Annotated in this window: 17 protein-coding genes; all 17 read left to right on the forward strand. The window is 49.6% G+C overall.

Annotated features, from left to right (window positions below):
* Positions 1 to 436 precede the first annotated feature (436 nt).
* The 17 genes from AAIG11_RS15295 (at position 437) to AAIG11_RS15375 (ending at position 19,915) form a co-directional block, all read left to right on the forward strand.
* A complete protein-coding gene (locus tag AAIG11_RS15295) occupies positions 437 to 1,504 on the forward strand; it encodes an ABC transporter substrate-binding protein (RefSeq protein WP_343187103.1) in 1,068 nt (355 codons plus the stop codon).
* 99 nt (positions 1,505 to 1,603) lie between these two features.
* Complete coding sequence (locus tag AAIG11_RS15300) at positions 1,604 to 3,292, forward strand: ABC transporter permease (RefSeq protein ID WP_343187152.1); 1,689 nt, start codon at positions 1,604 to 1,606, stop codon at positions 3,290 to 3,292.
* 39 nt (positions 3,293 to 3,331) lie between these two features.
* A complete protein-coding gene (locus tag AAIG11_RS15305) occupies positions 3,332 to 4,477 on the forward strand; it encodes an ABC transporter ATP-binding protein (protein ID WP_343187104.1) in 1,146 nt (381 codons plus the stop codon).
* 35 nt (positions 4,478 to 4,512) lie between these two features.
* A complete protein-coding gene (locus AAIG11_RS15310) occupies positions 4,513 to 5,334 on the forward strand; it encodes an HAD family hydrolase (protein ID WP_343187105.1) in 822 nt (273 codons plus the stop codon).
* A gap of 19 nt (positions 5,335 to 5,353) precedes the next feature.
* Positions 5,354 to 6,238, forward strand: coding sequence for a PfkB family carbohydrate kinase (locus AAIG11_RS15315; RefSeq protein WP_343187106.1), 885 nt, complete (start codon positions 5,354 to 5,356; stop codon positions 6,236 to 6,238).
* Positions 6,239 to 6,356: 118 nt separating this feature from the next.
* Complete coding sequence (locus tag AAIG11_RS15320; protein WP_343187107.1) at positions 6,357 to 7,130, forward strand: MgtC/SapB family protein; 774 nt, start codon at positions 6,357 to 6,359, stop codon at positions 7,128 to 7,130.
* An 89-nt stretch (positions 7,131 to 7,219) separates the two neighbouring features.
* Positions 7,220 to 8,719 (forward strand): glycerol kinase GlpK, encoded by a 1,500-nt coding sequence (gene glpK, locus AAIG11_RS15325; RefSeq protein ID WP_343187108.1) that lies wholly within the window; start codon positions 7,220 to 7,222, stop codon positions 8,717 to 8,719.
* A 538-nt stretch (positions 8,720 to 9,257) separates the two neighbouring features.
* Positions 9,258 to 9,995 (forward strand): glycerophosphodiester phosphodiesterase, encoded by a 738-nt coding sequence (locus tag AAIG11_RS15330; protein ID WP_343187109.1) that lies wholly within the window; start codon positions 9,258 to 9,260, stop codon positions 9,993 to 9,995.
* Positions 9,996 to 10,126: 131 nt separating this feature from the next.
* Positions 10,127 to 11,212 (forward strand): ABC transporter ATP-binding protein, encoded by a 1,086-nt coding sequence (locus AAIG11_RS15335; RefSeq protein WP_343187110.1) that lies wholly within the window; start codon positions 10,127 to 10,129, stop codon positions 11,210 to 11,212.
* A complete protein-coding gene (locus tag AAIG11_RS15340; protein WP_283410376.1) occupies positions 11,193 to 12,056 on the forward strand; it encodes an ABC transporter permease in 864 nt (287 codons plus the stop codon). The genes AAIG11_RS15335 and AAIG11_RS15340 overlap by 20 nt, the downstream gene beginning before the upstream one ends.
* Positions 12,056 to 12,979, forward strand: coding sequence for an ABC transporter permease (locus tag AAIG11_RS15345; protein WP_343187111.1), 924 nt, complete (start codon positions 12,056 to 12,058; stop codon positions 12,977 to 12,979). The genes AAIG11_RS15340 and AAIG11_RS15345 overlap by 1 nt, the downstream gene beginning before the upstream one ends.
* Before the next feature lie 26 nt (positions 12,980 to 13,005).
* Positions 13,006 to 14,319, forward strand: coding sequence for an extracellular solute-binding protein (locus tag AAIG11_RS15350; protein ID WP_343187112.1), 1,314 nt, complete (start codon positions 13,006 to 13,008; stop codon positions 14,317 to 14,319).
* Positions 14,320 to 14,577: 258 nt separating this feature from the next.
* Positions 14,578 to 15,975, forward strand: coding sequence for a sigma-54 interaction domain-containing protein (locus tag AAIG11_RS15355; RefSeq protein WP_343187113.1), 1,398 nt, complete (start codon positions 14,578 to 14,580; stop codon positions 15,973 to 15,975).
* Between the two features lie 81 nt (positions 15,976 to 16,056).
* Positions 16,057 to 16,623 carry a glycerol-3-phosphate responsive antiterminator gene (locus tag AAIG11_RS15360; protein ID WP_343187114.1) on the forward strand — a complete coding sequence of 189 codons (567 nt, stop codon included), beginning with the start codon at positions 16,057 to 16,059 and terminating at the stop codon, positions 16,621 to 16,623.
* A 142-nt stretch (positions 16,624 to 16,765) separates the two neighbouring features.
* Positions 16,766 to 18,226, forward strand: a complete 1,461-nt coding sequence (locus AAIG11_RS15365) for an NAD(P)/FAD-dependent oxidoreductase (protein ID WP_343187115.1) — start codon at positions 16,766 to 16,768, stop codon at positions 18,224 to 18,226.
* Positions 18,223 to 19,548 carry an NAD(P)/FAD-dependent oxidoreductase gene (locus AAIG11_RS15370; RefSeq protein WP_343187116.1) on the forward strand — a complete coding sequence of 442 codons (1,326 nt, stop codon included), beginning with the start codon at positions 18,223 to 18,225 and terminating at the stop codon, positions 19,546 to 19,548. The genes AAIG11_RS15365 and AAIG11_RS15370 overlap by 4 nt, the downstream gene beginning before the upstream one ends.
* Positions 19,541 to 19,915, forward strand: a complete 375-nt coding sequence (locus tag AAIG11_RS15375) for a DUF1667 domain-containing protein (protein ID WP_343187117.1) — start codon at positions 19,541 to 19,543, stop codon at positions 19,913 to 19,915. The genes AAIG11_RS15370 and AAIG11_RS15375 overlap by 8 nt, the downstream gene beginning before the upstream one ends.
* Positions 19,916 to 19,990: the final 75 nt, after the last annotated feature.

Here is a 19,990-nt window from a genome sequence, read left to right on the forward strand (position 1 = left end):
AGATCAGATTATGAATGTATTCTTAAATGCAGTTCCCGATACGCTAAGATGTAGGTTATTTGCAAGTACATAACTTTCAGCCGATTTCGGACGGATTATCTGTCAAAAACTGGTGGGAAAGTTGAGTACTTTATAAATGATTTTTGCCGATATCTTCACCCTGGCTTGTACATCACAAAAGCCTCCAGCCGGAGGCTTTTGTGATGTCTATACTCAGATGAAGTTGTCAGCGAATAAAAAGTTTGCAATTAGTTTGAAAATTATGTTATAATAGCCAAAAGATATAGATGTCTATACATCATTTGCAGATATTGGAAAGAGTGCAAATGATTCCATCAAAGGAAAACATACAATTAAGAAGGGGGGGTGCGCTTTAAGTGTCAGTAATAAGCATGTGACCATGAGCTGCAGGAGACCTGATGAAGGAGGAGAAGCGATGAATGGCAAGAAACAAAGGGGAAGAGTGCTACTGGTTTTGATGATTGTTTTAGCAATGATGACAACGATTGCCTGCTCTGGTTCGGAAAGCGGTGGGGCAGCAGGTGACTCATCTTCCGGAGAGCTTACCATCTATACTGCATTGCCTGACACAGAAGTACCTGTTTACTTGAATGCCTTTGAAGCAGAAACGGGGATTAAGGTGAATTACATTCGCTTATCAGCTGGTGAAATTTTGACCAAGCTGCAAGTGGAGCGGAACAATCCTCAGGCAAGTGTCTGGCATGGTGGGCCGATAGATACATTTATAGCAGCGGCAAATGAAGATTTACTGGAGCCTTACACATCAACAGAAGTGGAAAATGTGCCGGAAGAGTATGTTGATCCTACAGGCCACTGGTCACCCTTCTATGTGGGAGCTTTGGGATTTGCTGTAAGTCGGGATTGGTTTGAAGAAAATGGTATGGAATACCCTCAAAGCTGGGATGATCTTTTGAAGCCCGAGTTTCAGGGGGAAATTTCCATGGCACATCCCGGATCTTCTGGTACGGCATACACAGTCCTTAGCACGATTCTTCAGTTAAAGGGCGAAGAAGCTGGGTGGGAATACTTACGTGCCTTCAACCAAAATATTCGACAATACACCAAGTCAGGTTCAGCTCCGGCTCAGAATGTGGCGTTGGGCGAAGCAGCCATAGGCATTGTATTTGCTCATGACGGTCTAAAACCTTCGGCCCAGGGATACCCTGTGGAAGTCACATTTCCCACGGATGGAACCGGGTACGAAGTGGGAGGCATGGCGCTGATAAAAAATGGGCCGGCTTCAGAAGTTGAAAACGCCAAACGTTTCATTGACTGGACCATGAGTAAGTCAGGTCAAGAACTATTTGAGGACTCGGAATCTTTTCGTCTGCCGGTGAATAAGCTGGCAGAGCCACCTGCTGGAGCCATTAGCATTGGTGAGTTACGGGTGATTGAATACGATTTTGACTGGGCAGGTGAAAACCGAACCAGATTACTGGAAGAATTCACAGCTCAGGTATCCGACGATTCAAATCTTCAGTAGAAGAGTGGCATAACCACTGACTACCGGAGCAATGGAGCGGCAGACTGATCCCATCAGGCTGCCATTCCATTACCCGGAAAAGGAGGGACACCTTTGAAGGTGGAAAACCCATCACCCATACGAGCGATAAATAAAACCAAACATGAAATGACGATGCTTTTGAAAGAACCATTGCTTTTGGCGGTGTTGATCCTTATTTTTGCATCTATTTTTATTTTTGTGCTCTTGCCCATATTTAAGGTGATCCAATTCAGTTTGTTGGATGCAGATCACCAGTTCAGTCTGGTGACCTTGCGGCGGATTATCTCCAACGCCGGCTATCGAAAGACCTTCTGGAACAGCATAAAACTCGGTGGTATCACAGCAGTGCTGGCAACTGTCATTGGCTATTTTTATGCTTTTGCGGTTACCCGCACCGAAATGCCTCTAAAGCGCTTCTTCAAAATAATGGCAATGCTGCCCATTGTATCGCCCCCTTTCATCCTTTCTTTATCTATAATCTTTCTTTTTGGACGACTGGGCCTCATCACCAATAACCTTCTGGGAATTCGCACCTTCAATGTCTATGGCCTTCATAGCTTGATTGTAGTGCAGACGCTGTCTTTTTTTCCCATTGCCTATCTCACCCTGACGGGGATTCTGGAGTCCATTGATCCATCAGTGGAAGATGCTGCGCTGAATATGGGAGCATCCCGGTGGTACATTTTCCGTACGGTGACGCTGCCCCTGTCCATGCCCGGTGTCGTCAGTGCCCTGCTCTTGGTCTTCATCCAGTCGCTGGAGGACTTCAGCAACCCTGCAGTGATTGCCGGTGATTACAGAACGCTGGCGGTGGAGGCGTATCGGGTCATTACGGGTATGTACGATCTTCGGAGTGGAGCAGTGCTGGCCCTATTTCTTCTGATGCCAACCATGATGGCTTTTTTGCTTCAAAAATATTGGATCAGTGGCAAATCTTTTGTGACTGTGACAGGCAAGCCCAGCCAAGAACGGCCGAGAATCAATGAACCCCATATCATGTGGCCGCTGTTTGCCATCTGCATGTTGTTGTCAGGAATCATTATCATGTTTTATGGAACAGTGTTGGTAGGCGCATTTGTTAACGTGTGGGGAATTGATTATACCTTCACCTTAAAGCATTTTTTGTATGTGTTTTCCACTGGCTTCCAACCATTGAAAAACTCAGTAACCCTGGCGTTAATAGCTACCCCCGTCACCGGTGTTTTGGGTATGATCATTGCTTTTCTGGTGGTGCGCAAACAGTTCATTGGCAAACGTGTCCTGGAGTTTTCTTCAATGCTCACATTTGCAGTGCCGGGCACGGTGGTGGGAATTGGATACATTTTGGCATTCAACCAGCGGCCACTGTTGTTGACAGGAACAGCATTCATACTGGTGGCAGCATTTGTCTTCAGAAATATGCCCGTAGGGATTGAAGCAGGCACTTCGGCGCTGCTACAAATTGATGGATCCATTGAAGAAGCTTCCACCAATTTGGGTGCTGGCAGCTTCTATACTTTTCGAAAAATCACATTACCTCTGATTAAGCAGGCTTTCTTCTCCGGACTTGTTTATTCCTTTGTCCGTTCTATGACAGCCGTCAGCACCATTATCTTCCTTATTTCAGCCAGGTGGAATCTGGTTACCGCCAGAATATTTTCCCTGTTTGAAGTGAGTCAATACAGTGCTGCTGCTGCGTACATTGTCATCATGATCATCGTAATCATGGTGGTGATCGGCATTCTGAATTTCCTGGTGAGCAAGATCGGGCGCAACAAAATGGCTTGACGAATGGCGAGACGATAAGAATGGTAAAAGGAGGATCCCATGAGCGAAACCGTAAGTTCTCTGACGAAAGAAGCAACGGGATATGAAAAAGAGTTTAGTTCAAAGAGCAGTCGTGTACTGCTCAAACAGCTGATGAAACGTTTTCCTTCCCATGAAGGTGGCGATCCCGTGGTGGCGGTGAATAACATTGACCTGGAAATAAAAACGGGGGAACTAACCACTCTCCTCGGCCCTTCCGGTTGTGGAAAAACCACCACCCTTCGAATGGTGGCAGGCTTTGAAATTCCCACTTCAGGCGAAATTTATCTGGGCGATGAAAATGTGGTGACAAAAGCACCCAATAAACGGGATATTGCCATGGTGTTTCAGAGCTATGCCCTGTTTCCTCACCTGAGTGTGTATGAAAACATCCTTTATGGACTGAAGTTAAAGAGAATGACTAAAGAGCAAATGCATGACAAGGCATCAAAAGTAGTGGAGCTGATGCAGCTGGAGCCCATGAAAAATCGTTTCCCCAACCAGATTTCGGGCGGACAGCAACAACGGGTGGCCTTGGCACGGGCCATTGTCATAGAGCCACGTGTACTGCTCTTTGATGAGCCCCTGTCTAATCTTGATGCCAAGCTTCGTGAATATATGCGCGATGAGCTGCGAAAATTGCAGCGACGACTAGGCATCACCAGTCTCTATGTCACTCATGACCAGGGGGAAGCCATGGCCATATCGGACAAAGTGGTTATTATGAACAGTGGATACATTGAACAAATGGGAACACCTCAGGAAATTTACGAATACCCAGCCTCGCGATTTGTGGCCAACTTCATTGGTAAATCAAACTTCATGACAGGCAACATTGCAGCCCGGGAAGAAGAAGCGTATGTGGTGAATGTCAAAAATGAAAGCATGAAGATTCCCAATCCTGGGAAGCAACGCTTCCAGGTGGGCGATCAGGTTTATCTGGCGGTACGGCCAGAATCAATCCATTTAACCTCTTGCGATGGTCAGATGGCGGGAGAAGTAACGAAAGCAGTATACTTTGGCGCCAGAATGGAATATGAAGTGCTGGTTAATTCAGAAACGTTGTTCGTAGAAGATTATAATCCCCAGAAAAACGGCATGTTTCATGAAGGTGATAGGGTGAATGTTCAGTTTGATTTGCCCAGTGTACGTCTGCTACAAGATTAATGACATTTTGAAACTAAATCAAATGAGGTGGTTTTGTGCACTATCGCCTGGTGGCCTCTGATGTTGACGGCACATTGATTGATGAAGATGGGACGGTGAACCGGAACACCCTGGAACTCATGAAACGGTTTCGAGAGCAGGGGGGGTACCTGACGATTGCAACAGGGCGCATGAAAGAAGCAGTTGTTCCTCTGGCTCGGACAATCGGCGTCAATGCTCCCCTTATTCTTTACAATGGAGGGGTTATCACCGAACTGGAAGGTTCTCGTCATTTGGTGGAAAGCTTTCTTGACTCAAAAGAAGCCATGGCCTCCATCATGCTGGCGGAAGCCATGGGAGTGGGGATATTGTTATATCACCAGGGAAATGCCTACACCCAACAGAAAACGACACTCATATGCCAGCATAACGAAAAAGAGAAGGTATCCTGTCAAGTTGTTGATATGATTGAACCATTGGTGAAAAAAGGATTGACTAAAATTCTCTATATCGCAGATGAACACATTATTGACAAGCTCCATGAAGCTCATTGTTCAATAAAGGCGGATTCGTGGAATCTGATACGTTCTGAAACCACATACCTGGAACTGCTGCCCCAAGGAGTATCCAAAGGGAATGCCCTTAGAATGCTGGGAGAGATGCTGCAGGTTTCCATGAAAGAAACGGTTGCCTTGGGTGATGAGAGGAATGATCTTTCTATGATTCAGGTTGCGGGAGTTGGTGTGGCCGTTCAGAATGCCAATCCGAAGTTGAAAGCATGCGCTGATGTGGTGACCAGAGAACAACGAAGCAGTGGTGTTGGAGAGATTCTACAACGGATTCTGCAGGGTGAATTATTGATCAACAATGAGGAATAGCAGTCGGAAGGAGGATTCGATGAATCATACAGTAAAATTTGACACATTTGTGATTGGACATGTGTCTTTGGACTGCAATATTTATCAGGGCCAGGAAAGGCGAAGTTTTGGCGGAGCTGTGGTTTACAGTTCTCATGCTGCTGTGGCTGGTGGATGGCGGGTGGGGGTGCTGACAAAAACGTCAGAAGAAGATCGAAAGATGTTGGAAAACATTTTCAATGTCCCCCAAGAAAATTTGTTTCACACGGCATCACCGGTGACCACCTCCATCCGAAACGAATACCTGACAGAAGACCGGGAGAGGAGAATTTGCACAGCTTTGCGGGTAGCGGCACCTTTTACAGTGGCAGATCTGCCGCCGGTGACCTCCAGCATCTACCATTTAGGGGGTCTCATTGCCGGTGACTTTGATCAGGAGCTGTTGCCGGAGCTGGCATCAAGGGGAAAACTGGCGGTGGACGTACAGGCATTCCTTCGCCGAAATGAGGGAGGCAGCATGGTGTTTCGCGACTGGGAAGAGAAACGCAAATGGCTGCCATACATTGACTATCTTAAAACAGATGCGGCAGAGGCTGAAATCATGACTGGGGAAGCGGATCGTTCAAAAGCGGCGAAAATGCTCCTGGAATGGGGCGCCAAAGAAGTGATGATCACCCATAACACAGAAGTGTTGGTGCAGAACCGTGACGAAAGGGCGGTGGTTCCATTGAAACCCCGCAACCTGACTGGAAGAACCGGTAGAGGCGACAGTTGTTTTAGTGCCTATATCACAGAAAGGCTGGAAAAGCAAATGGAAAGAGCAGCTCGTTATGCTGCAGCACTGGTGTCACTGAAAATGGAAAAACCGGAGCCTTTTAGTGGGAACAGGAACGATGTGGAAGACTACCTCGAGCACTTCTATTAATTAGTTTTATGCTTCTTCCCCCATTGGCACTCCATGATAACGGGCAGTTACCGTTAACATTGGAGTGCCGTTCTTTCATAATGAGAAAGAGGGTGATGAGTTGTATACAGGAGAATTAATGGTCAGATTGTTGCTGTCAGCATTTATGGGAGGACTCATCGGAATGGAGCGGGAAGCCAACAATCGGCCGGCGGGTCTACGTACCCATGTATTGGTAACACTGGGATCCTCTTTAATTATGATGTTATCCATGTTTGGGTTTAATGGAGCACAAGTCGTGCAGGCTCAAGGAGACCCTGCACGGCTTGCGGCTCAAGTAGTCAGTGGTATTGGATTTCTTGGAGCGGGAACGATTCTGAGAACAGAGAATAAAGTGAGCGGGCTCACCACTGCTGCCAGCCTCTGGGTGTGTGGTGGAATAGGTCTGGCCATTGGTAATGGATTTTATGCAGGTGGATTGGCAACAGCTATGATTGTTCTTTTTACCTTGAGGGGACTGGGGTTCGTTGAAAAAAAAGTTTTCAGGAAAAAATATCGGGTGTTGATCATTCAGTTCCGTGAAAGGCCCGGAATCATTGGAGATGTAGGTCAGGTACTTGGACATCATCGAATTCTCATAAAAGATATTCGGCTTTTAGGAGACGACGAGACGGACGATGAGGATTCAATAGGAGTTTGTTTGACGGAAGCATACTTCACTGTCAAGCTGCCTGCAGATTATACTGGCAAGAAATTCTTTCATGAGCTGCTGAATATTTCCCACTTGATCTGTGCCCAGTGGGAGGATGGCAAAAAAAGATATCCACCAGAAAAAAACCACCAGTCATATAAAGTGCTGGGAGATGAAGATGTTGAAATCGGTGCTCACAATTCCACTCATCAGCAACATTAACTAAAAGGAGCTACAGTAAAAAGCCAACGAGAATAGATCAGCTCGTGGGTATTGGTATATAATGAGAGGGTGAAAGGGGTGACGAATGGATGAAGCAATACATCATGGCACTGGACCAGGGAACCACCAGTTCACGAGCCCTTCTGTTTAACCGCCAGGGAGACGTGTGCGGTATGGCCCAAAAGGAGTTCCTGCAACGCTATCCCCAACCCGGGTGGGTGGAACATGATCCCATGGAAATATGGGGAACACAGAGCGGCGTGGCTCGGGAAGTGTTGGAAAAAACCGGGATTCGCCCCGAAGAAATTGCCGCCATTGGCATCACCAACCAACGGGAAACCACCGTGGTATGGCATCGGGAAACAGGCCGGCCGGTGCACCACGCCATTGTATGGCAATGCCGACGCACGGCAGAAATGTGCGACAGACTCAAAGAACAGGGACTGGAAGAAACCATCAAAAGGAAAACCGGTCTGGTGGTGGATGCCTACTTTTCAGGCACCAAGATCAAATGGATTTTGGATCATGTGCCCGGAGCCCGGGAAATGGCCGTAAAAGGAGACCTTCTCTTTGGCACCATCGACACCTGGCTTATCTGGAACCTGACCCGGGGAGAAGTGCATGCCACTGATTACTCCAATGCTTCCCGCACCATGCTCTTCAATATTCACACCGGAGAATGGGATGAAGAGCTGCTGACTTTGCTGGAAATCCCGCCGGCCATGATGCCGGAGGTGAAGGACTCCAGTGGGATCTACGGCTATACTGATCCCCGCACCTTCGGCGGCGCCCGCATCCCCATTAGCGGTGTGGCAGGGGATCAGCAGGCGGCTCTTTTTGGGCAAACCTGCTTCCGGCAGGGCATGGTGAAGAACACCTATGGCACCGGCTGTTTTCTGTTAATGAATACGGGTGAAACACCCATCCCCTCCTCCCACGGGCTGTTGACCACCATCGCCTGGGGAATCGACGGGCAGCTCACCTATGCCCTGGAGGGCAGTATTTTTGTGGCAGGTGCTGTCATTCAGTGGCTTCGTGATGAACTGCGCCTGATTCGGGATGCGGCAGAAACAGAAGCCATGGCACTGAAAGTGCCTGACAATGGCGGTGTGTACCTGGTGCCTGCTTTTGTCGGTCTGGGAGCTCCCCACTGGGACATGTACGCCCGGGGCACCATGGTGGGCCTTACCCGGGGCACCAAAGCCGAACATTTGGTGAGAGCAGCGCTGGAATCCATTGCCTACCAGACCTGCGACATACTGGAAGCCATGGCAGATGACGCAGGTATCAGCATTCCTGCCCTGAAGGTGGATGGGGGTGCGGCTCAGAATGATTTCCTGATGCAATTTCAGGCAGATATGCTGCAGGTCCCGGTGTGGCGTCCCTTAAAAGTGGAGAGCACTGCACAAGGTGCTGCTTTTCTGGCGGGGCTGGCCGTTGACTTCTGGCAAAACCAGCAGGAACTGTCTCTATTGCAGCAGGAAGATCACGTCTTTGAACCCGCGATGGAACCGGCTGAAAGGAAACGGCAACTCAGCCAGTGGCGTCGGGCGGTTCAGCGCTCTTTTCAGTGGGAACAAGGGGAATAAAAGACCCTTGCACCATGAAAATGCGGGGACGACTACTCAGATGGATGAAAATTTGATATAATAAAAGGGCAATAGAAGGTCTGTGGTTGAAAGTCCATGCCAGTCGCAGGCGAAAGGACCCACGTAACGCAGCCACATGTGCTGCTGATCATGGTGCGGCTTAGGAGTAAGCCCTGCCGGGATCAAACCCGAGAGAAGCGGCGTGACGGCAAACCCGGAGCAAGGCTTCCAGCAGGCGAGTGTGGGGTCAAAGACCAGGTCAGCTTCTATTGTTCTTTTTTTTTGCCTTTTTCCATGGAATGACAGCATACTGCTGACAGGTGCCTGTGACATCCCCCCCCCTTGTTGGGAAATTTTACCAGCCTGTCGTTGATGAAGGTGGTGGTTTTGGTAAAAAAAACCAGACGATGCAGGGAAAAAAGACTGAAAATGCTGATTAAGCAACTGATTCCAACATTGGCACAGTCTTTGCAGTAGATACATGATGACCATCTGCTGTCAGCAGGGAAAGAAGAAACAGTAATGGAGGTGCGGGGTTTTGGAGAATGAGCTGGTGATATTTGGGCATCGGGGTTACTCGGGAGTGGCTCCGGAAAATACCATGGCTGCCTTTGAAAAAGCACTAAAAGCCGGTGCAGATGGGTTTGAGCTTGATGTTCACTTAACCAAAGAGGGTGAACTGGTGGTGTGCCACGATGAACTGCTGGATCGAACCACCAATGGAACCGGACTCATCATGGACAAGACCCTGACAGAACTGAAACAGCTGGATGCAGGGGGATGGTATGGTGAGGCTTACCGAAATCAATCGATACCGACACTTCGGGAAGCACTGCAATTGATTGTGGGAAAAAAGTCGCTGGTGAACATTGAGCTGAAAAACAGCCTGATCTGGTATGAGGGCATTGAAGAGAGCGTGATTCAGCTGATTCATGAAATGAATGTGCAAAATCAAATCATCCTTTCCTCTTTCAATCACAATTCCATTCTCAGAGTGAAGCAGCTGGATAACACTCTTCAGACCGGCGTCCTGTATTCATGTGTCCTGGTGGAGCCCTGGGAGTATGTGAGTCGAATAGGTGCCTCCTCAGTTCATCCCAGTCTGCTTTCCATTAATCGGGAAATCGTTGACAAATGCCACGAGAAAGGTCTGAAAGTCTACCCCTTCTTCGACGGCGGTTACGAGGAAATGAGTCATGTCACGAAAGAAGAGCTGATGACGCTGGGAGTCGACGGTATTTTCACCAACTACATTCATCGCTATGTATCTGAGTAATAGAGCGGCATGGCCCCCTTTTCAGAGGATAAACGGCAGAGATAACAATCATCACAGGGGGTTGCCGCTGTCGGAACACAGCCAGTCTTGCAGAAAAAAACAGAACTGATCAGTTAACTGGAGGGAACGATATGGCACGATTAACCATCAACAACCTGGTGAAACGGTTTGGGGATTTCACCGCCATCGACAATTTGAGTCTGGATATCGCAGACGGTGAGTTTATAACGCTGCTGGGCCCGTCAGGGTGCGGTAAAACCACCACACTGAGAAGTATTGCCGGCTTCATTGAGCCTGATGAAGGTGACATTCTCTTTGATCAAAAGCGGGTCAACGACATTCCGCCCAACAAGCGGTCCACCGCCATGGTGTTTCAAAGTTATGCCCTTTTTCCCCATATGACGGTGAAAAAGAACATTGCTTTCGGGTTGAAAATGAAAAAAGTGAATAAGACAGAAGCTGAGAAGCGAATTTCGGAAGCCATTGAACTGGTAGGGCTCACAGGGCTTGAAGGGCGTTTTCCAAAAGAGCTCAGCGGCGGGCAGCAGCAGCGGGTGGCAGTGGCCAGAGCGCTGGTGATGCAACCCGACATTCTCTTGTTTGATGAACCACTCAGCAATCTGGATGCCAAGCTTCGGGAGAAGATGAGGGTGGAAATACGGGAGCTTCAGCGCAAGCTGAAGATCACGGCCATCTATGTCACCCATGACCAGGCAGAAGCGCTGGTGATTTCAGACAGAGTGGTCATCATGAACAAGGGCGTGATTCAGCAAATTGGCAAACCCACAGATGTCTACAACCGGCCCAATTCAGCTTTTGTGGCAGATTTCATTGGTACGGCCAACTTCATTGACGGCACGGTGAAGGAAAAGCTGGAGGCAGATGCCTGGCTTTTGGAGACAGAAATTGGAAACATCAAAACCGTGACAGAATACCAGTTGGCACTGGGTGATCAAGTGCTGCTGAGTGTTCGACCGGAAGATCTGTTAATGGAAAAAGGCAGCGAAAATACCTTTCAGGGTGTGATCACCACGCAAACTTACATGGGGAACTTTGTGGATTACCATGTGGAGGTGGCTGGAAAATCCCTGCGGATTCAGTCAAATGGCAAGCAACTTTTCGAAGAGGGAGACAGTGTTCAGGTACATTTCAGACCTGAGGACTGCACAATTGTTGAAATGAAGGATGTGAATCAGCATGAAACTGCCCATCAGTAAAAAGAACCGCGAACGGTTAAACATTTTCCTGCTGCTGCTTCCCGGTGTGGGGTTCATTGCCTTTTTTTTCATCTCTTCCCTGATGACCACCGTGATTCGCAGTTTTCAGATGGATGGCATCGATGGTTACACCATTGCCAACTATAGCAAAGTGTTACAGCCCTATTTTCTGGATTCCATCCTCTATTCCATTTGGATTGGAATCTCATCAGCTTTTGGGTCCTTGCTGTTTGCCTTGCCCCTCTGTTTTCTCATGCGCAATCATTTTCGCGGCAAGAACCTGCTCAACAGCCTCATCAAGATTCCCCTGTTTATACCGGCACTGGTGGCCACGTTTCTCATTGTCAACTTTCTGGCACCCCATGGCATGCTGAACCTGATCCTCATGCGGTTGAATCTCATCCGGGAGCCGTTGAAACTGGTGCAGGACAAATACGGGATAGGCATCATGATCATCCAGATTTGGAAAAACATTCCCTTTCAGATGCTGATTATCATGGCAGTCATGGAAAGCATCAACCCGGCACTGGTGGATGCAGCCCGCAATCTGGGAGCCAACCGCTGGCAGGTGGCCCGCCATGTGCTGATTCCCCTTTCCATGCCCGGCATTCTGGTATCGGTGATTCTGGTATTCATCAGGGCTTACGGCGGATTCGAAATACCCAAACTGGCAGGTCCGGTGTATCCCATTGCACTGCCGGTGCTGATGCATACCTCCATTACAGAAATGTTTGACTGGGACACAGGTTCGGTGGTGGGTACCGTCATCATTATTTCGGCTATGATCATGGTGGCCATTTACACCAAACTGGCCAAAAAAATTCAGGGAGGTGACATTGTCTGATGAATCCTGAAAAGAACAATCAACTTCCAGTGGAAAACCCTGATAACGAGCATCGGCCAGATGATGACAAAGCAGGCGGTCTGTTCTGGTTTTTAAAAGGAAAACCCTTCAAGTTCAGCAAAATCCTGATTGTACTGGTCTTTATTCTGGTATTGACCTCGGTGTTCATTCCGATTTTGGTGGCAGTTCTCTGGTCTTTTGTGGATCCGTCGGTGCCATGGTCTTACCCGGATATTTTTCCCAAGAGCTTTTCCCTCTACCACTGGCAGCATGTGCTGAAATATGGTGAAGTGATGCGGGCCATCACCACCAGCTTCATTGCTGCACCCATTACCACGGCGGTCTGTATTGTGCTGGCACTTCCCACATCCTATGTGCTTGGTCGCAAAAAGTTTCGGGGAAAAGGGCTGGCAAAACTCATTGTGCTGCTGCCCATCATCATGCCGGGGATTGTGGTGGCCATGAGCCTGGGACGCCTGCTGAATAACCTGCATTTGTCTCAGACATTTATTGGTCTGATCATCGCCCATACCCTCATTGGTATTCCCTACATGATTCGCACGGTGACCACCACCTTTGAGGCAATTCCCCAGGAGGTCATTGATGCAGCCTATGATCTGGGTGCCAGTCATTTTGATGTGGTGAAGGAAATTTACATCCCCCTGGTTTTGCCCGGCATCTTTGCAGGAGGGGTATTTACCTTTATTTACAGCCTGGAAGAATTTATTCTCACATTTATTGTGGCCACACCCACTTACCGAACAATCCCAACCCTGCTGTACTCCTATTTGGGGTATTTCTTTCAGCGCACAAATGCGTCAGTGGTGAGCATCATTCTGGTGGTGCCTGGAATTGTGATTCTAATGGTGGCAGAGCGTTTCCTGAAAAAAGAATACCTCTCTTCAGGATTCGGAAAAATCTAACACCATCTCACTGAAGGATGGAGGTGATGCATCAGCAGGCACAGTCTAAAGGAGTGACAGGAAGTGCAGGGAAAGCAGCTTCAGTGAATGATATGGAAAAGATGAAGGGGCTTTTGAAAATGAACATCAATCAAGAAGGGGGAACAGAAATGACAAGAAAAACCAAGGTAATGGCAATAATGCTCGTACTGATGATGGCGGCAGGTCTTTTGGCAGGCTGCGGGCAGCAGGCAGCACCGGCACCGGTACCAGAAGGTGAACTGAGTGCAGCAGTGATGCTCATGGACTACGAGGCCAAGTGGGACCTCATCGTGGAACAGGCCAAACGGGAAGGAAAAGTCACGTTCTATTCCTATTCTGAAGAACCATTCTTTAAAGAAATGGCAGATCAGTTTCAGGCAGAGTACGGCATTTCTGTCGAGGTGATCATGGGCGATCAGAACGCCATTTTTGACAAGGTGGCGGCAGAAGGCAACCGTCCCCAGGGAACCGTGGATGCCATCCTCATGGGCGGCCAGAACCTGGGCAAGATGATCGATGAAGGCATGTTCTATGGGCCTTTTGCAGAAATGGTCCCCAACCACAAGTACCTGGATACAGTGGCTGCCTATTTTACAGAAGGAATTGCCATTCGCGGCATGCTGGTTCCCTTCCGACGGAATCAAACCGGCTTTGTCTTTAACCCTGAGCATGTTTCCAATCCACCCCAAACCGTTGCAGAACTGGAAAGCTGGATTGAAGCAAATCCCGGCCGGTTTGGCTATGCCCCTCCCAACTCAGGCGGTTCTGGTCAGGCATTTGTAACTGCCCTGATTTATGAACTGACAGGTGGTGCGGCCCAGTACAGCGGCGATTACGATGAGTCAAAAACAGCAGCGTGGAGTGACGTGTGGGACTGGCTGAACAAAATTGAACCCAACATCACCTACGGGAACTCCAACGCCGATATTCTTGATAAAATCAACCAGGGCGAAATCTGGCTGGCCCCCAACTGGGAAGACATGACGTTCAAATATATGGAAGCCGGAAATCTTTTCCAGCATGCTGAAATTTACATTCCGGAAGGCATTGCCATGCTGGGTGGATCCGATGATTTTGCGGTGATTAAAAATGCTCCCAACAAGGCAGCAGCATTGGTGTGGATCAACTATCTCATCAGTGAAGGTGCTCAGGAGCAAATGAATGACATGATTGGTGCCAAACCTGCCAGACAAAACGTGGTGGCAGAGAAAAACCTCATCAGCGATGCAGAGATTTCTGCAAAAGGGTCCACCTGGTTCAATGGTGACTATAAAACCTACATGATCAACACCTGGATCGAGGAAGTGGGCCGGCAGTAACAGCTGGCAAGAAGGCATCTCTTTCAAGGAGCACCGGGCAGATCGCTGCTGAAAGAAAGCAGTTCATGAACCATTTCGAAACAAACATTTACAAAGTCTTCTGTTAATGCTATAATGACTGCAAAGCACATTACTGGCTGAGATGCGGAGAGCCATACAGACCGACCTGGGAAAACAGGTCGGCACTGTATGGCTTTTTTGTGAAACGATATGCGGCGGCATGGCATTTTTAGGCGAGAGAGGGTGACGGAGATGACCGTGGGAAAAGTGACACACATTCAACGACTTCACATGGAAACAGGTGATCACAGTACGTATCAGCGGCTGTTTCAGCTGCTGCCCGAAGGGGTTTGTGTGGTAAATGGCAGTGGGCGTGTGGACTACGTCAATGAGGCCTTCATCACCCTTTTTCAACCGGAAGTGCAGCAGGTAATAGGAAAGAGTGTTTTTCAGGTGGCAAGGGATGAGTTAATGCTGGAAGCCTTTAAAAAAAAGAAACGTATGGTGGGAACGGTGCTTGAGAAAACAAGGGGAACCCGCTTGAAGGCAACAGTGGTGCCCATGTGGGAAGCAGACAGTTTTTGCGGGATCCTGGCGTTCTATCAAAGAGAGGGACCTGCGCTGGGTTCACCAACGGGTGACGTGGTGCCACTGAAACAGGGCCAGTCATGGGAAATCGAGCTGAACCCTCATTTTTCAACTATTATCGGGAGCAATCAGCGTTTTAAAAGAGTACTGGCAAAAGCTCAAAAGGCTGCCGGCGTGTCATCTACTGTGCTGCTGCGGGGAGAGAGTGGTACCGGAAAAGAACTGGTGGCAAAAGCCATTCACCGCTCCAGTGAACGAAAAGGACAACCCTTTGTTAAAATCAACTGTGGAGCAATTCCCCCTAATCTACTGGAATCAGAGCTTTTCGGCCATGAACAGGGAGCTTTTACCGGTGCCCTGCGACGGCGTATTGGAAAATTTGAAGAAGTGGGAAAAGGGACCCTCTTTCTGGACGAGATTGGCGATTTACCCCTGGAGATGCAGGTGAAATTGTTGAGAGCCCTTCAGGAAAAAGAATTTGAACGGGTGGGAGGAAATGAAGTCCTGACCTGTGAAGCCCGCATCATTGCAGCGACGCACCGTGATCTTGAGACAATGGTGGCCCAAGGCCTGTTCCGGGAAGATCTGTTTTACCGGCTACAGGTGATTCCGGTGGAAATACCACCCCTGCGGGAGCGAAGGGAAGACATTCTTCTCCTAAGCACCTACTTCATGGAACGAATGAGCAGGCAGCTGGAGAGTGCGGTGACAAGCATGGAAAAAGAAGTGCAGGATGCTTTTGAAGCTTACCATTGGCCGGGCAATATTCGGGAACTGGAAAATCTCATGGAGCGTATGCTGGTATTGGCAGAAGGGGATCAATTAACCCTGGCAGATGTGCCTCCCCATATTTCAGACATCTATGAACTGCAGCTGCCCGTAGCCACTATACCGTCTCTCATCAATCTAACCGCGGCAGGACAAATCGCCACTTTGGAAGAATACGAAAAGCATATTATTCAGCAGGCCATGCGCACCTTTGGAAGTTTCAATGCTGCCGGCAAAGCGCTGGGAGTCACCCACAAGACCATTGCCGCCAAAGCACGGAAATATTGTCTGGTGGAGTAAATACTTTGCTATGGCAAACGACACCGGGTATAATGGACTTGTAAGATTTGGAACGAAAGAGCTATTTCAGGAGGGGAAAGATTGAAAGATACTTTTTTTCAGCGCATCCAGAACAATCCCATTATTGCGGCGGTCAATGATGTGAACTGCCTTGACGAAGCCATTGATTCTCCCGCAGATATGGTCTTTATGCTGACTGGCAATATCTTCAACCTGCCAGAGATGGTGGAACGGGTGAAGGCAGCCGACATGCAGATTTACATCCATCTGGACCTGATGGAGGGCTTTTCAAGAGACGCCATGGCCATGCGCTACATTGGTGAACGCATACAACCCCATGGCATCATTACCACCAAAAGCAACCTGATCAAAATTGCCAGGGAAATGAACATTTTTGCCATACAGCGCCTGTTCATATTAGACTCCCTGTCGCTTGAGACGGGCATTAAATCCATTCATGCCAATCGTCCTGACGCAGTGGAAGTATTGCCAGGCATTATGCCCAAGGTGATTCGCCAGGTACGGGCAGAAACCAAAGCGGCAGTAATCGCCGGCGGACTGATCAACGACAAGGAAGATGTCATTGAGAGCCTTAAGGCAGGAGCCATTGGTGTTTCATCCAGCAATCAAGCCATCTGGAGTCTTTAAAGCAGCAAAAAAGCTGGGGTGATCAGCAGTCATAATTTGATATAGATGGTTGAGAAATGGAGAACCATGCCCGATAAAGCCGCTGCAGTGCAACGGCTCTGTCGGGCATGGCTTTTTGATAAATCAGCAGGGAGGAGACCCCATGAACGATTCGTATGATATTGCCATCATTGGCGCCGGCATCATCGGGACAGCCATTGCCAGAGAACTGAGCCGTTACCAACTGAACACTGTACTGATTGAAAAAGAGAATGATGTGGCCAATGGCACCACCAAGGCAAACAGTGCCATTGTGCACGCAGGCTATGATGCTGCCCCAGGTTCCCTGAAAGCCCGGTTTAATGTGGCGGGAAATCAGATGTATGAAGCCCTCTGCCAGGATTTGCAGGTACCCTTTCAAAGGGTGGGATCCCTGGTGGTGGCCTACGACGAGACTGAAATGAAAACACTGGAGGGGCTATATCAGCGGGGAACTGCCAATGGTGTCCCCCGGCTGACGATGATTGACGGCAAAACCCTTCTCGCCTGGGAGCCCCATCTATCACCCCGGGCAGTTGGCGCACTCCATGCGCCCACTGCCGGTATCGTAGGCCCCTGGGAACTGGCCATTGCGTTAGCAGAAAATGCAGTGGAAAATGGGGTGCATGTGTGGCTGCAGCGGCCGGTAACTGATATTAAGAAACTGGAAAAAGGATATTTGCTGACCACCCCGGAGGGAACACTGAACGCCCGCATGGTGATCAACGCAGCTGGAGTTGAGGCAGATCGCGTGTGTGCCATGGTGGCGGCATCTCCCTTCACCATCACCCCCAGTCGGGGAGAATACCAGCTTTTTGACAAGGCTGCCGGTCATTACGTAAAGCGTGTGATTTTTCAGTGCCCCACCCCTCAGGGAAAAAATGTGGTGGTACTTCCCACGGTGCATGGCAACTTGCTGGTGGGCCCCACAGCAGCCTTTGTCAATGACAGAAACGGAGTGGAAACCACCCGGGAAGGTTTGGCGGAGTTGGAAGAAAGAACCAGAGATCGATTTGTAAAGCTGCCCTGGCATCAGGTCATCACCAGCTTTTCAGGGCTGCGGGCCAAAACTCCGGCCAATGACTTTATCATTGGAGAACTCAGTCAGGCTCCCGGTTTCTTCAATGTGGCAGCCATCGATTCTCCTGGCCTGACAGCAGCACCGGCCATTGGAGAATATGTGGCAACACTGGTAACAAAGTCGTGGGGAAGGGTGCCGGTTCGCGAAGGTTTTCAGCCGAAGCGGCGCTCTGGGGTTCACTTTGATCAACTCTCTGCTGAAGAGAAAGCCGACTTAGTGAAGCAGGCTCCCAGTTATGGGCGAGTCATCTGTCGCTGTGAAACCATTACAGAGGGTGAAATAGTGGACGCCATTCATCGGCCGGTGGGCGCGGTGAGCCTGGACGGTGTCAAGCGACGGGTGCGCGCCGGCGGCGGACGGTGTCAGGGAGGTTTTTGCGGCCCCCGGGTGATGGAAATCATTGCCCGGGAGAAAAAGATCCCCCTGACAGCCGTCGTGAAAGACGGTCCCGCATCATGGATCCTTTCGGGTCAAACCAAAAGCCGGAAGGAGGAAGGCCGATGAAGCACTGGGATCTGGTGGTGATTGGCGGCGGACCGGCGGGTCTGGCAGCGGCTATTGAAGCCAACGAAGCAGGCGTTTCCTCCATTCTCATATTAGAACGGGACCAGGAGCTGGGGGGCATTTTACAGCAGTGCATTCACAATGGATTTGGACTTCATGTCTTTCAAGAAGAGCTCACCGGGCCAGAATATGCGGAGCGCTTTATCGATGCCCTGAAAGGGCGCAGCATTGATGTCATGCTGGATACCATGGTGTTGTCGCTGACACCTGAAAAACAGGTTACCGCTGTCAATACCCGTGAAGGCCTTCTCCAGATCCAGGCAGGGGCTGTCATTCTGGCCATGGGATGCCGGGAAAGAACCCGGGGTGCCGTCAGAATACCCGGCACCCGGCCGGCCGGTATTCTCACTGCAGGAGCAGCCCAGCGGTTTGTCAACATGGAAGGGTACATGGTGGGCCGTGAAGTGGTGGTTCTGGGGAGTGGCGACATTGGCCTCATCATGGCCCGGCGGATGACCCTGGAAGGGGCCTCGGTAAAAGCGGTGGTGGAACTCATGCCCTACTCCGGCGGACTGACCCGCAACATTGTCCAGTGCCTGGAAGATTTCCACATTCCCCTGCTGCTGGGGCACACCATTATTCAAATTGAAGGAAAGCAGCGTCTTGAAAGTGTAACCATTGCCCGGGTGGACGAAGAAAGGCGGCCTGTTGAGGGGACGCAGCAGCGCATTTCCTGCGATACGCTGTTACTCTCTGTGGGGCTGATTCCAGAAAATGAGCTTTCTCAGCAGGCAGGCATTGAACTGGACAGCATTACCGGAGGCGCGGTGGTGAATCAAACCATGGAAACCTCGACGCCGGGTATTTTTGCCTGCGGCAATGTCCTTCATGTCCACGATCTGGTGGATTGGGTGACAGAAGAGAGTCGCAGGGCAGGCCGTTATGCAGCAGCCTACCTTAAGAATCAGGAAACACAGGGAAAAACACTTCTCCAGATGACTCCCGGCCGGGGCATTCGCTACCTGATTCCTCAGCAGGTAAGCTGTCCCCACGAAGAACAGGATTTGAAAGTTTATTTCAGAGTTGCCCAGCCTTGCGCCAAAGGTGAACTGCAAGTGTGGAGCGGCGAAGAAGTCTTGATGAGTCGGAAGAAGACATATATGACCCCGGGAGAGATGGAATGGATACAGATTCCTGCCGCCATGCTCCATCAGGCAGCGGATAACTCCCGGGAAATCACCCTTACTCTGGAATCCCACCCATCAGCAGAGTCTTCCATTATGAAGCACCATGAAAAGAACAGGAGATATGGAAATGAATAAAATTGACAACCAACACAGTACCATGACATGCATCGTATGCCCCATGGGCTGTCATCTCACTATTGAACACTCCACAAAAGAAGGGAACCACCAGGTGACGGGAAATCAGTGTTCCCGGGGAGAGCAGTACGCCATTGAAGAAATCACCCATCCCACCCGGATGCTCACCACCACCGTGAAGCTGAATCATGGAAACGTCACCCGGCTGCCGGTGAAAACCGCTCAACCTGTTCCCAAAGCATTGCTGTATCAGTGTATGCAGCAGTTGAACCAACTGGAGGTGGAGGCACCTGTGAAACGGGGGCAGGTATTGATGAAAAACCTGCTGAATACCGGTGTGGATGTGGTCGCCACCAGAAGTGCTTAAATCGCTTCCCCAATTGACCCGGCAACTGTCAACCCTTCATCACTGGTATGGCTACTCGAACTGACAGTTGCCGGG

The sequence above is a fragment of the Anoxynatronum sibiricum genome (assembly GCF_039414295.1).
GTDB lineage: Bacteria > Bacillota > Clostridia > Peptostreptococcales > Tindalliaceae > Anoxynatronum > Anoxynatronum sibiricum.